This is a genomic window from Thalassobacterium maritimum (genome assembly GCF_031127805.1).
Lineage (GTDB): Bacteria > Verrucomicrobiota > Verrucomicrobiia > Opitutales > Coraliomargaritaceae > Thalassobacterium > Thalassobacterium maritimum.
Map to the genome: position 1 here is coordinate 1 of NZ_JARXHW010000072.1, position 13,590 is coordinate 13,590.

At 55.0% G+C, this 13,590-nt stretch carries 8 protein-coding genes; all 8 read right to left on the bottom strand.

The features are described 5' to 3' along the window. Nucleotides 1–209: 209 nt before the first annotated feature. Complete coding sequence (locus tag QEH52_RS18175; RefSeq protein WP_308952377.1) at nucleotides 210–2,303, bottom strand: putative glycoside hydrolase; 2,094 nt, start codon at nucleotides 2,301–2,303, stop codon at nucleotides 210–212. Nucleotides 2,304–2,311: 8 nt separating this feature from the next. Continuing rightward, entirely contained in the window at nucleotides 2,312–3,562 is a 1,251-nt protein-coding gene (locus QEH52_RS18180; protein WP_308952378.1) for an alpha/beta hydrolase family protein, read from the bottom strand. Between the two features lie 32 nt (nucleotides 3,563–3,594). Beyond that, nucleotides 3,595–5,454 (bottom strand): sulfatase, encoded by a 1,860-nt coding sequence (locus QEH52_RS18185; RefSeq protein ID WP_308952379.1) that lies wholly within the window; start codon nucleotides 5,452–5,454, stop codon nucleotides 3,595–3,597. 38 nt (nucleotides 5,455–5,492) lie between these two features. Then, nucleotides 5,493–6,983 carry a sulfatase family protein gene (locus tag QEH52_RS18190; RefSeq protein WP_308952380.1) on the bottom strand — a complete coding sequence of 497 codons (1,491 nt, stop codon included), beginning with the start codon at nucleotides 6,981–6,983 and terminating at the stop codon, nucleotides 5,493–5,495. 16 nt (nucleotides 6,984–6,999) lie between these two features. Next, entirely contained in the window at nucleotides 7,000–8,448 is a 1,449-nt protein-coding gene (locus QEH52_RS18195; protein ID WP_308952381.1) for an alpha-L-fucosidase, read from the bottom strand. Between the two features lie 191 nt (nucleotides 8,449–8,639). Then, on the bottom strand, nucleotides 8,640–10,055 hold the full coding sequence (locus QEH52_RS18200; RefSeq protein WP_308952382.1) for a sulfatase: 1,416 nt from the start codon (nucleotides 10,053–10,055) through the stop codon (nucleotides 8,640–8,642). A gap of 9 nt (nucleotides 10,056–10,064) precedes the next feature. Then, nucleotides 10,065–11,567, bottom strand: a complete 1,503-nt coding sequence (locus QEH52_RS18205) for a sulfatase (RefSeq protein ID WP_308952383.1) — start codon at nucleotides 11,565–11,567, stop codon at nucleotides 10,065–10,067. A gap of 24 nt (nucleotides 11,568–11,591) precedes the next feature. Then, the coding region (locus QEH52_RS18210; RefSeq protein ID WP_308952384.1) for a glycoside hydrolase family 97 protein at nucleotides 11,592–13,590 on the bottom strand (1,999 nt) is incomplete at its 5' end.

Consider the following 13,590-nt stretch of genomic DNA (forward strand, 5'->3'; position numbering starts at 1 on the left):
TAACGGTTTAAATAGCCGAGCCTAAGTCGACTGCCGGATTCAGGGCAATTACGTTAATTTCCGTTAATTAGAAAAGACATAAACCACTGCGAGTTATACGCTTTAAAACTTAGAGGCATTTATATAATTCCAATTTCAATTCGCCAATTGGGCGACTGTCCCATTAACGCAAATTCACGTAATTAATGGTTCCGCTCGTTTCATGAGGACTATTCTTCGTCCGAATCATCCAAGTCGTGTTTGCGGGTATTGGAGGTTTCGATCTGAGCGAACCCGCTGATGCGCACTTCGGCTAAGGCATCGTCGTGGGAGGCGATGGCCATGCCCATTTCGATCTTCTCATCCATGGGCAAGTCGACTTCACCGATGAGCGTCCAATTGCTTTCGTCGGACGAACAGTAGCCGAGAAAACGGTCGCCTTGTCGCACTAGCATGGCGAAGCGTTTCTGCGGGGCATCAACCGAGCCGAGGCCGACGACGTTCGCGCCTTTGCTGGGGCGATAGACCATGTGCATGCGGCCGGCGGGATCGCGCAGGACTGTCACCATTTTGTCGTCCGCGGCTAATGAGGCGCGATACATGACACCGGCCTTGGCATTGGCACCCGAGTTGACAAAGGTATCCACAGAGGCCTTCACGCCGCCGTCGCCGTAGTGGGCATCCGATAGATAGAAGAATTGATCCGCCGCGCCGCCGATGAATCCGCTGCCTTCCAGCTTGTAGATATCCACCGTGCTGGAGAGGCCGCTGCCGGCTAGTGGTGGCGTGCCGATATTGTTTTTCCAGAGTATGCGTGTGTCCGCACCGGGGTTCAGGTTTAGGTAAACATCACAATGTTCAAAACTGCGCACATAGACGTGATTGTCCCGCATGTAGGGACCAAGCGGTTTGCCCAAGGGACGTTGTAATTGGTCGGCATAGCTGGCCTCCCACTTCCACATGGGCTCGAGTGCATCGACGGTGGCCTGCACGTAAAAATAAGCATACGCCTCGGCATAGATCAGATAAATCGCAAGACGGCTATCCAAGGAGTCTTCCAACTGACGCGGATTGGACACACGTTTCGCTGGCATGCGGAGGATCTGCATTTTCTTGTTTAGCCCCGTCTCGCGAGCAATCGCGATGGTCTCGGCAATCACATCCGGGTTCCCGCCACCGGTCCAGCCCTCGCGGTAGGTGCCGTCGACATAGCCAATGCGTTGTCGCGCATCGGAGTTGTTATTCATGACCAGCTTATCGACCGGGGTCGCTTGATACAGGGCATCGAGCATATAGATTGGAACGCCTGCCTTATCGACAAAGGTGCCGTCGATCGCGGGGTCGCTGATCATTTTCTCGGCGCAGCCCACCCACCACTTGAGGAAGTCGGGATTGTCCCGCACATAGGTGGGCAGCCGTCCGCGGATGACAAAGTCGGGGTCGATCCACTCATCCCGGTGCCGGGTGATCGTGTCGTCGATGCCGTAGTGCCCGAAAAAGATGCGTGAGTTCCAATAGAAGAGCACCTTGATCTCTGGATTGATGGCTTTGAGGCGGGCCGCCGTATCCTTCATGCCTACGCTCGTATTGCCAAAGCCTGCGCCGTTGGCCTTTTCCAAAACCACCAGATCATAATTCTCCGCGATGGCCCGGATCTCCTGATCCGTGTAAGGCTTGCTCTTCCGGATGAGCATGCCGCGTGGCACCTTGTCCCAACTGAACTTTGGAAAGTGTTTCAACTTCGCCTCCGAACTGGGCTCGTAAGGGGTCGGGCCCATGTTATGCCCATTGCGTAAGTCGGAAAAAGGATGTTCGGGGTCCTCGATGCGCAGAGTCGGATCGCGCAAGACGAGCGATCCCTGAATCTCAAAATAGCCCTTGGGTGGCCGCCGGTCGTTCAACTTTCTCGGCGTCACTTTAGAGAAGGAACTTTCCAGCACAAGGCCGGCTCGCTCCGGCGTGAGTCCATTTACGCTAATCGACTGCAGTCTCGGCTCGGAAGATGCAGGATCCATCGCCAGCGTGAATTGCAACTGGTCCGCCTCCGGCCCATCGATCAGGTGGTTCCCGGTCCAAGTGATCCGATAGACACGGGTCGAGCCCTCGTCGTCCCGCTGACAGGAAAGCCAAGGTGAGCCCAGGTTCTCGCTCCGATAACCATTCGCAAGGATCAGCTCTGTTTCGCTGCCGGAGTCGTTACCCGCGCCCGGACGCACGGTGACCCAGAAATGACTGTTACGCCCCGAGGAATCGACCGCGGATGCGACGCTCACCCAAGTGAGGACGTAACACAAAAGGCCAAGCAGGCGCTTCCAATGTTGCATGCGAATATTCATCTTCCTGGGGACCCTGCGGACAGCTCGATCAGCGCAGACGAACTGAGCTGTCCACGAGCGTCCTTGAGATTGACATAATACGTCATACACGAATCAGGCAATTCCGCATAGACGGACCTTTCTGATCGCTTGACCTCAGCTGGCAGACTGAGCCATGGCCCGGGACGGGAATGCCTGGCTTGAGGATCCTCAGCTGGTTTCCGATAGGTCAGCGCTTCGTTTAAATAATACACAGTCGCCGACTCAACCGGCACATCCGATTCGTAACTCAACTGCACCGAACGTCCTGCAGGCTGTTGCACAATACGCTGGGGCAAAGCGCCCTCCCCCTTCAAAGTATAATCCGCAAAGGCATAGATCTCCGGCACACGCCGTGGGTCCCAACCGGCACGGTGTCCATGCGCTAAGCCCGGGTGGATGCTCAGCCATGCATGCTCGCGGGTCGTTTCAAAACTGCGTGATGTGCTATTGAGCGAAAAATGGCCGTCACTGTCACTATTGACCCATAAGGTCGGCACACGACCGCGGGCAAAATGCCGCGCCGGATCCCAAAACTTCTGCGCGGCTCCCTGCACACTTTTGAAATGGCCGTGAGACTCATACAGGTAGCCACAACCGTAGACGGGCATTGCACACTTGTAGCGCGAGTCGATGCCCGACACCAGACTACTCAGGATCCCGCCCCAGGAAATACCAGTGATCCCGATACGATCCGCATCCACCTCCGGCAAGGAGGCCAACAAAGTATGAGCCACAAAGATGTCCGATACCGCATGATACATCCACTGCGCCTCAAGCGGCAGCTCAGCGTCACCAAAACGCCCCACCCGCGAAGGACCACTGTGCGCATGCGTCAGGCGCCCACCGCCCGTTTCGACATTCTGAGGAAGATGGCCCTCCAGGTCCATGGCAATGGCAGCATAGCCGCGATCATTCCAGAGCTTCACCCATTGATGAAAGGCCGTGCCGCCGCCCCCATGCACCAATACCATCGCCGGCACCGGCTCCTCGCTCTCGGGGATGCCGATATAGGCAAAGACGCGCTTGGCTTTTCCCTGATAGGGAATGCTCTCGTAGAACAAGGCTTTGACCTTCCCGACATCGTATGTGGGATGCGGATACGTCGCAGGCACCTGATAGATCTTAGCATCCAGAAGTTCCCGCAAACCATCGCTGCGATTCGGAGCGGCCTCAAGCGTGCTCAACGCGGCAAGCATCAGGCTGAAATAGAATCGAAATCGAAGCATAAGGGTCAAAATTTGCTCAGAAAAGCCTGTCCTCAAGGAACTGATGCGAGCTGCGTAAAGTGGCAATAGTTGTTCTCATCAATAAGCATGAACTGCACGCGTTTGACTACTGGCGGCACCGTCGCCGTCACAACATGGCCACTGGCATCGATCGATGCCGCGACCTTCACGCGATAGGGAATTTCGGGATCACCGACCTGATTATAATCGATCGTTTTCTTGCCATGGCCTTCGCCCTTGCCTCCATCGGGATAGTAGAGGATGTAGGCTTCAGTCGCCTTCGGTTGATCGGGGTCCAGTTGTAAGTTTGCCTGGGTTCCCGCCGGATTGAAATTCAAGTTCACAATCGAAGCGCTGGGCAGTGTGGCATTCCTGTAATTTGGATTGCGGTGAGGCAGCTCCGCATTGCTGGATTCCAACTTCTGATTCAGCTCCTGGGACAGTGCGTCAACGATACTGGCATACTCCGGGTTTCGGCTGAGGTCTTCCTGCTCCTCCAAGTCAGCATGGGCACCGTTCTTATAGAGTCGGTAGAGTGAATACTCTCCTGTATTGAAGTGACAGTAGAGCTTGTAGTCTCCTTTGCGGATGGCCGCACGCATACTGTTATGGGGGAAGTGCCAGAAAAGGCTGTCGCGCGGATGCCCCTCCGCATCATACACTTCGCTCGCCTCGCCAGTCAGGACCGGTGTGATATCCAGGCCGCTGAGTTTCGCAGCGTTTTCTGCGGGAATGTCGGTCGATGTCAGCCTCAGTATGGTAGGGAAAAAGTCGAGCTGATTGATCATTGTCGCACGTTCCGTTCCAGCAGGTATATTAGGTCCAGCAATGACCAGCGGCACCCGAACGCCCCCTTCATCGGTCCGCTTTTTGCCACCTTTCAATGGATAGTTGTCGGAAAGAATCTCGCCGCCCTTCTTCTCCGCGCCTCCGTTATCCGAGGTGAAAAATACATAGGTGGTCTCAATCAATTTCTTGCCCGGGTAGCGGGGATCGTCCGTCGTCGCGAGCATGTCCATCACTAGACCGAGACTCCAATCCACTGTGGTCACCATGGATGCGAAGTATGGATTCTGCTGTCCGGGAAGAGCCATGTTTCCTTTCTTGGGCGGAAAGGGCTGCCCCATCTTTTTGCAGTAGTACTTCAGCAGTTCGCCGTTACGCGTGAGCATGGGCCAGTGCACCATCCAGTGGCAAAGATTGAGGAAGAACGCTTCCTCTTTGTTGTCTTGAATGAACTCCAAAGCCTCTTCGGTCAGCTCATCATAGGGGTAAGAAATACCATCGGGAAAATCCTCGGAGTATGGCGGATACTTCTCTTTGCTGAGCGGCCACTGACGATCCTTGGGGGTGGAAAAGTCCTTCGTGCGATCTTTCATACCACGATGCACGCCCCGGGTTTGATTGACCGACTCAAAACCATAAGCCGAAGCGTTGAGCCCCGCATGCCATTTACCATAATGTCCGGTTCGATAACCGTTTTGCTTGAGCGCATCGGCCAGTGTCATGTGATCGAGGTCGAAATACGCTCCCAGAAAAGCTTCTTGGAATTCGTTGTCTTTTCCCTGCTTCGGAATCGATGCTCCCGTGACATGGGTGTAGCGCGTCTGCGCGGGATGCTGACCACTCAGGATCGCCGCCCGCGAGGGCGCACAGGTCGGTGCAGACGCATAGCCCTGTGAGAAATTCATGCCCCGCTCAGCCAGCTTGAGAAGATTCGGCGTCTCATAAGGACATGGTTCACCAAGGTCATTGAGCTGCTCCACATCCTGCCACCCGAGGTCGTCGACGTAGAAGATGATAATGTTCGGCTTGATCGCAGAAAGCGTGCTGAACAGTCCCGAACATAGGGCAACGACCGTGAGGAAGAATGAATATTTTCTCGAAAACATGGGGTATGGTCAGCGTTTTACAGTTGGAAAGCAGTCGCTTAGCGCTTCATGCCTCTTTTTAAATTAATGCGGTCAGTGTCGTTCTTTTGATCCGGCCCCGCGGTGCTGCGCCCACGCGCCACATCGGTTTCCAACTGGGCAAGCAAACGCTCGAAGACTTCCGGATGGCTGTGGTAGAGATTGTTCTGCTCGCTGGGATCCGCCTCCATATCGTAGAGCTGCGCGGGTGCTTTGATGGCCATTTTTTCCTTGGTCCATCCACCGGACGCTTGAGTCAGCAGAATCTTCCACTTGCCGGAACGATAGGCGAACTGTCCACTGACCGAGTGATGCACGATGCCCGCACGATCGGAGATGATCGGCTCCCCCTTGAGAGCGGGCGCAAAACTGACACTGTCCTCGCCGGCATTGACGGGCAGCTCGGCACCGGTCAAATCGGCGGCGGTCGCCATCAGGTCGGTCAGGCAAATAATCGCATCACTGGACGAACCTGCCTTCACAGCCGCGGGCCAACGCACGATGAATGGCACGCGGTGTCCGCCGTCCCAGATGTCCGACTTCGAACCACGGAAGTGGGCGTTCGGATAGTGGCCCTGTGCCTTTAAAGCGGGAATATCGGCGACCTTGGAGCATCCGTTATCGCTGGTGACGATGATGATGGTATTCTCAGCCAGTCCAGCCGCATCGACCGCCTCGGTGATCTGAGCAACGATCGCATCGGTATGCATGACAAAATCGCCATAGATTCCGAGCTCACTCTTTCCCTGCCACTTTTCGGACGGAATGATTGGCGCGTGCGGTGAGGTGAGCGGCACATACATGAAGAAAGCTTCCTCAGCATTTTGCTGCGCGATAAACTCGGCCGATTTGTGACCAATCGCGTCCAAGACATCAATCGCTTCAAAATCGGCATGAGCGGGTCCCTTGCGATGGAAGGCTTTGACGGTGGTGCACTCGCCGACAAAGCGGTCGTTCTCGATCCAGATGTAAGGCGGCATGTCGAGCGAAGCGGCGATGCCATACCAGGAATCAAAACCCAGATCGACGGGGCCACCTTCAATACGTGCGCTCCAATCGACCCCATCCACCGGAGCGGCCTTGCCTCTCGTGGGCGTGCCGTTCGGCTTGCGAATCCCGAGGCCCAGGTGCCATTTACCAATCATAGCCGTCTTGTAGCCTTGTGCTTTCAGCAGAGCAGGCACCGTTAAACGATCCGGCGCAATGAGCGGCTGATCGAATCCAAACAGCACCCCACTTTGTAAACGTGAGCGCCAGTTGTAGCGCCCCGTCAACACACCGTAGCGTGTCGGCGTGCAGACCGACGAACTGGTATGCGCATCGGTAAAGACCATGCCCTCTGCCGCCAGGCGATCCATGCCCGGCGTCGGAATTTTGCCGTGCTCGGGATTCAAGACCTGCACGTCGCCATAGCCGAGGTCATCGGCCAGGATATAAATGATGTTGGGCTTGTCTGCAGCATGGGCCGCCACAGTCGCCAACATGGAAAAGGCTAGGAGTAGGCATTTCATAGTATCTTTCTATGGATTAGTGGCGTGCGCCTTTGACCGCTTGCAGTAATTTAGTTTTTCCAGCGTGGGCATTGTTTTTGATCTCCGTATGACGCTTACTGCGTGTGGTATACCAATGATACTTCCCTTCCGCATCTGCGTCCGCAACAATCGGGGCCTCATATTCCACGGCAATGACCGTGTTTCTAAAATCTGGCGCTTCAGCCGGCACTTCAATTTTTGTCAGGTGCCCATTGGCATCGTAAGTCACTGGAAGCGCTTTGCGCTCCGCATCTGCGAGGAAGTAAGCCTTCGCGGGCTTGCCCACGATACCGTTGAACTCGATGCCTTCCGGCTTCCACTCCAAAACGTGCAGGTAGAGGGTCTGATCCTTTTGCGTCATCGCGCCCCACCAGAAATCGTAATCAACCGGCGATGCAGTGGTGCCGTAGATCGACTCACCGTTCACTTCCATCCACTTGCCCGCAGCCAGCAAGCGCTCGGTTTCTTCCGGGAGGATATTACCCTTGGGATCCGGGCCCACGTTTAAGAGCAAATTCACTCCACGGGCGGCACAGAGTGCGAGAAACTCGACAATGTCCTTCTCACTTTTCCAAGCGTCATCGGTGCGATCGTAGCCCCAGTTGTGACGCATGGTCATGCAGGTTTCGGAATCCTCCTCCATACGTTCCGCAGGCAGCAAACGGTCGGGCAGCGAATTAAAGTCGGCATACTTTTGCTGAGCGACCGGCACCCGACGACTGTAAAGGCGGCTGCAAATAACAGAGTCCGGTTGGAGTTCACGCACCCGCGCGCCTTGTGCATCGGCTTCGACGACATTATTGCCACCGACATCAAACCAGAGCACCGCCATTTCACCGTAGTTCGAAAGCAATTCGTCCAGATTCTTTTCAACTAGAGCGAGATACTCATCGTTGGACAAAGTCCCGGGATTCCCACGTCCTCGTGAGCGGTGATACCAGTCTTTGAACTGGGAGTAATAGACGCCAAACTTGATGCCCTGCTTCGCGCACTCATCGGAAAGCTCCTTGATGATGTCACGCTTAAAGGGCGTAGCATCCATCACATTGTAATCCGTCGCATCGGTATCAAAGAGGCAAAAACCGTCGTGGTGCTTGGAAGTGATGACTATATATTTCATGCCCGCTTCCTTCGCCAGGGCGACCCACTCCTTTGCATCGAAATCAGTCGGGTTGAATTGCGGCGCCAAGGTTTCACGGTATTCCTGCCCCGAGATTTTAGCGCTATTCATCAGCCATTCAGCGCTGGCACCGCCCTGCTCTTTACCGTAATCCTTGCCCTTCCATTCACCACCGGCGATGGAATACAGGCCCCAGTGAATAAACATGCCGTAGCGAGCTTCACGCCACCACTCCATGTGAGAATCGTCAGTTTGGTCTGCAGGCGAAGACAGAGGTAAAAGCGCCAGTAGCGCGAGCAGGAGGAGTGAGATGCTTTGTTTCATTGTAATAGAATAATATGATCAATCGAGGGGCTGGAATTCGCCGAATTGAGCGAGCCAACGCAGCAGCTTGACGCAATTCACATACTATGGATCGGCCTAAAGCAGAAGCGCCCCTGGGGTTAATAAACAAACCATACCACAAGGATTCGGGGCCGAATATCACGTAAACAATCTAAATTGCCGCCTTGGGCTCACTTTGTTTGCGCCAGCCATCGATCCAAGGCTTTCTCCAGCGCCTTCACTTTCTCGGGATACTGTTTGGCCAAATTCGTCTGCTCGCCTAGATCATTCGCGAGATTGAAAAGCTCCGTGGGCTCATCGCTCTGAAAGCGGATCAGCTTCCAGTCCCCGCTCAGGATTGCGTCGGAAGGCTGATGCCCGCTGCCATGCACATGCGGATAAGTCCACATGAGTGCTCGATCCTCTGCCGCCTCGTTCTGGTCTCCTTGCAAGAGCGGCAGCAAAGACTGCCCATCCAAATGTTGCTCGGGCTGGAGCGGTAGTCCGGCCAATTCCAACAGGGTCGGATACATATCCATTGTAATGATTTTGGCTTCACTGGTGGCAGGCTGAATGTGGCCCTGCCAACTGATAATTGTCGGAATACGAATGCCTCCCTCATAAGTCCAGGCCTTGCCAGAACGCAGGGGCGCGTTACTGGTCGGGCTCACCATACGCTTACGATGCGCAAGCCCGCCATTGTCCGAAGTAAAGAGAATGATCGTATTTTCCAGAAGCCCTTTGGCCTCCAAATGCTCGATCACACGGCCAATATTCCAGTCCAAATTCTCCATCATGGCAGCATAAGCCGGATCCCCCTGCTGCCCTCTAGCAAGCGTATTGTATTTCTCCTCTATCATCTGAGGCGCCCCCTCGCCCAGCATCGCGCGCTTCTTAGCTTTATATTTTTTGACGAGAGGCTCCGGCGCTTGTATGGGTGTGTGCACGGCATAATGCGACAGGCATAAAAAGAACGGCTTGTCCTGCGGCCCCGCGCCGACGGCTGTGCTGCTTTGATCGATAAACTCGATTGCTTTGTCAGTCAGCGCATCGGTCAAGTAGTCTCCCGGCTTGTAGCCCTTCAGGTCCGGCACATTTGAGGGACGCCGCCCTTTTCCGAATGGATAGAAAAACGAGGCGGGCTGCCCGGCTCGATTCACTGCCGCAGTGTATGCAAATCCCTGATACTTCGGTTGCACCGCATCTGTCTTTCCCAAGTGCCACTTCCCGATATAGCCGGTGCGGTAGCCTGCTGCTTGAAAGGCTTCTCCAATGGTGAACTCCGACAGGTCCAAACTCGGGCTATCCCCGCTAATCCACTGAGTAATCCCGACTCGCTGCGGGGCCTTGCCCGTCATCAATGCTGCCCGCGTCGGCGAACACACCGGATTGGCGGCATAGGATCGTTTAAAATTCACGCCCTCCGCCGCCAGCGCGTCGATGTGCGGTGTCTCATGAAAGCTCGAGCCATTCACCCCGATGTCGGTCCATCCGAGGTCATCAATAAAAAAGATCAAGACATTGGGCGCGGTTGTCTGCGCAGAAAGAGCGCTGCCGAGCAGCAGCAGGATTGAAAGAATGCGAATTTGAAAGGAACGAAGGATCATCTTGTTATTCTAATTTGCGAGCACCGAGCTGGGCGGTAGCGGCACATCGTTTTGTATTCTCCAGGCCACCAGTTCGCCGAGTAGTTGCTGCGCTTTCTCGGGATGACTCTTGGCCAAATTACGGCTCTCTTTGAGGTCCGCCTCGGTGTCATACAACTCGATGCGGCCATCCTTGAGCGTTTGTATCAATTTCCACTTCCCCTTGCGAATGATCGAACACGGGGGATCTTTATAAGTGCTGGCGATGTGCCAAAAGAGCGGACGTTCCGCAAGCGACTGACCGCGTATCAACGGCAGCCAGCTGTCCCCATCTAAGGTGCCAGTGTAATCATCGACCCCGGCCAACTCGATGAAGGTGGGAAACAGGTCGAGGCCTTGCACCGGCGTCGCATCACGCCGGGCCTGAACGACTCCGGGCCAATTCACCAGCGCGGGCACCCGTAAGCCGCCGTCGTAAATATTGCCTTTGGCCCCGCGTAAATTCTGGTTGCTGCTTTGCATGCCGTTGAAGCCGTTGTCGGAGGTAAAAACAATCACCGTGTTTTCCCGCAGCCCGGCCTGATCGAGATAGTCCAGGATGCGTTGCACGTTGTCGTCGATCGACTTAATCATGGTTGCATAGGCGGCCACTTCGCGTTTCTTTTTCTTTGGTCCCATCCCCTGCCCCGTGTCGGGATCGCCGGCTTTTTCCATAAAGTGCGCCATGAGCGCTTCGCTGCGTGGCACCGAAGGGCGGTGCGGGGCATAGAAGTGCAGATTCACGAAGAATGGCTCGTCTTGATGACGCTGCATAAAGTCAATCGCGTCGTCGGTCAGTCGGTCGGTCAGCCAGGCATCGTCTGCTTTATCTGCAATAAATGGATTCTTAAACGGCGCCACGTAGCCACCGCCGGGCGCATTGTAGCCTTTAGCATGGCCTCGGGCTGGATCGCCCCACCAAGTGCCGCCGACATTCTCGTGAAAACCGCGGCCGATGGGATAATACTTCTGAATTTCGGGCGTCTGGTGTTTCGCCACCCAGCTCAAGTCACCGTTCCCCGGCTGGCCTAACTTCTTATCAAAAGGATAGCCGGTTTCGCCTTCCGGGTTCGGGCCGACGATGTGCCACTTACCAAGATGAATCAGTTTGTAACCGGCCTCGCGTAGTGGCTGAGAAAATACCGGGTGTTCTTCCCCCACCGTCCATTTGGAAAAGATATTATCACGACTATTGCCCTTCTCCAAAACCGGCACCGTGTAACAATCCGTGCGAAAGGACTGCTGCCCAGTCAAAATCGCCGCCCGTGAGGGCGAGCAGGTCGGATACATAAATGCATTTTCCAGCACCAGGCTCTCCGCCGCCAATGCGTCCAAGCTCGGGGTCTCCATATACTGACTCCCCATAAAGCCCACATCCTGCCAGCCGAGGTCATCGGCCAAAATGAAGATAATGTTCGGCTGCTTGGCAGCAAAAGCTGAAGCAGCAACTAGCAGGCTCGCAAGAAACGAGAGCGCGTTTCGGATGGGGTTCATGGTCTAGCCAAAGAGTGGCAGTGATTATCGAGGGCGAATCCACATACAGTGGCCGCCGCCGGGAGCGATGTGGGCGCGAATGCGATCGCCCTGCTTCACCGTCATCTTACGGATTTGATACAGCTCGCGCTTGGTCTCGACCGGTTCAAAAGCGATCTTCTTCTTTCTGGCATCCGCTTGATTCCAGCCTCCGGGGAAAGCGTAATGGCTCTCAGCCGTGTCTTCATACAAAGTAATATCGTAGCTCACTCCCGGGTTGAGAAAATCGAGGTTCAAGTCCATTTCACGGCCGGACTCATCCGCCACCGCAGCCACCATCCAGGTGTCGCCGGAGCGACGGGCCATGGTCAGGTGCTTTCCGATCTCCATTTCAAGCACCTGGGTCTCGTCCCAAGTCATCGGGAGTTGCTTGATAAACTCAAAGAGGTCCATCTTACGATTATAGGCGTCCGGCATATCGGGCAGGGTCAAAATACCGCTATAGAAAATCAAGCACTGAGCCACTTGCGACACCACGGTGCTGGGGATCTGCTTGTGCACCTTGTCGCGGGCAATGGATTGATCCATATCAAAGAGTCCACAACTGCGATCCACCGGACCGCCGAGATTGTGCACCACGGGAAAGACAGAAAGCTCGGAAGGCGTCGCCGGCACACGATTGGCCGCATCCAGCATGCTGTTGACATACTCATTGGACATGTAGTGCGGGTAGGTGCGCGTCAGGCCGGTAGGCTTGTTCGGCTCGTGCAGATTATACATGATTTCATATTCCGCACACTTCTCCAGCACCTTCACGCTGAAAGCATTCTTCGTCTGATTGCCGCCACCGAGGAAGCCGTGCTTGATACCAACAATCCCCCACTCCTGATACTGGGCAAAGGTGCGGTCCATATCGAAGTTCTTGAGCGCTTTGTCATTAATATAGAGCCAAATACCGACGCCCTTCTCTTTCGCATAACTGACGACCTTGGGCATCTCCACTTCATGCTCATAAGTCACCGGGTCCGACTTCGGGTCGCGCTCGGGGCCATACCATTCCGCATCGATGATCAGGAAGGGTAAACCGTTTTCATGGGCAAAATCAATGTAGCGGATATAGCTCTCGGTATTGATTCCATACACGAAACCATCATCCGCCACGCCGCCATGGTTGCGCCAATCCCAGAGGCTCACGCCGGTTTTTATCCAGCTAGTATCGGCCAGTTTGTTTGGCTCATTTAAATTTAAAATCATCGAAGACACCACTAGGTCCCCGGGCTTTGCAGCAATCAATACCGTGCGCCAGGGGCTGACCGACGCAGCAGTGTCACGCATGGAACCATTGTAACGCAGCGTGCGGTCATCCTTGGCAATCGTCAGGTTGGCGTCGGACGAATTGACCACCGCCGCCTCATGCAGTGAGATGTAAACCTCCTCTGACAAGCGAGCCGTAAATGGGGTGCGGCAGAACTTACCCAGCTTCCCGAAAGGCACCGCATTAAAGAGCGTAGTCGAGGTTTTGGCATACCAAGCGACCGGCGCTTGAGCCAGCACAGAGACCTCGGACAGTTCTCGTTGCCAGTTTACATTGCTCAGCCCCGGCTGCTCCGGAAACACATAGCGAAAGGCGATCCCGTCGTCATAGGCACGCAAGATCACCTGCATCGTGCGCTTTGGTGCGTCGACTTCGCGCAGGTGCAGCGTCAACTCATTGTAATGGTCGCGATACTCATTGAATTGCCCCCAGACCGGCTGCCAAGTGCTATCGTGCGTGTGGGTTTCAGTATCGGTCAGCTCCAGGCTTCCGGAAAACGCGCCTCCAGCCAGCTCCACACCCAAGCGGGATTTAGCAATGACCGGCTGCCCCTGGAAAGCGACCGAATAAGCCACTTGCCCATCGGCCGAGTGCGTCGTCACCTGGATATGTTGATCCGGCGAAGAAATAGACGCCGCAGTCGCAGCAAGGAGAGGGCAAAGAAAAGCAGCGCTTAAGATTTGGATAAAACGATTATAATTCATAGGGATATATGCAGACATAATATAG

Coding starts and splice junctions, on each gene's coding strand:
- QEH52_RS18175 (WP_308952377.1), bottom strand. CDS start 2,303: ATGCAACATTGGAAGCGCCTGCTTGGCCTTTTGTGTTACGTCCTCACT.
- QEH52_RS18180 (WP_308952378.1), bottom strand. CDS start 3,562: ATGCTTCGATTTCGATTCTATTTCAGCCTGATGCTTGCCGCGTTGAGC.
- QEH52_RS18185 (WP_308952379.1), bottom strand. CDS start 5,454: ATGTTTTCGAGAAAATATTCATTCTTCCTCACGGTCGTTGCCCTATGT.
- QEH52_RS18190 (WP_308952380.1), bottom strand. CDS start 6,983: ATGAAATGCCTACTCCTAGCCTTTTCCATGTTGGCGACTGTGGCGGCC.
- QEH52_RS18195 (WP_308952381.1), bottom strand. CDS start 8,448: ATGAAACAAAGCATCTCACTCCTCCTGCTCGCGCTACTGGCGCTTTTA.
- QEH52_RS18200 (WP_308952382.1), bottom strand. CDS start 10,055: ATGATCCTTCGTTCCTTTCAAATTCGCATTCTTTCAATCCTGCTGCTG.
- QEH52_RS18205 (WP_308952383.1), bottom strand. CDS start 11,567: ATGAACCCCATCCGAAACGCGCTCTCGTTTCTTGCGAGCCTGCTAGTT.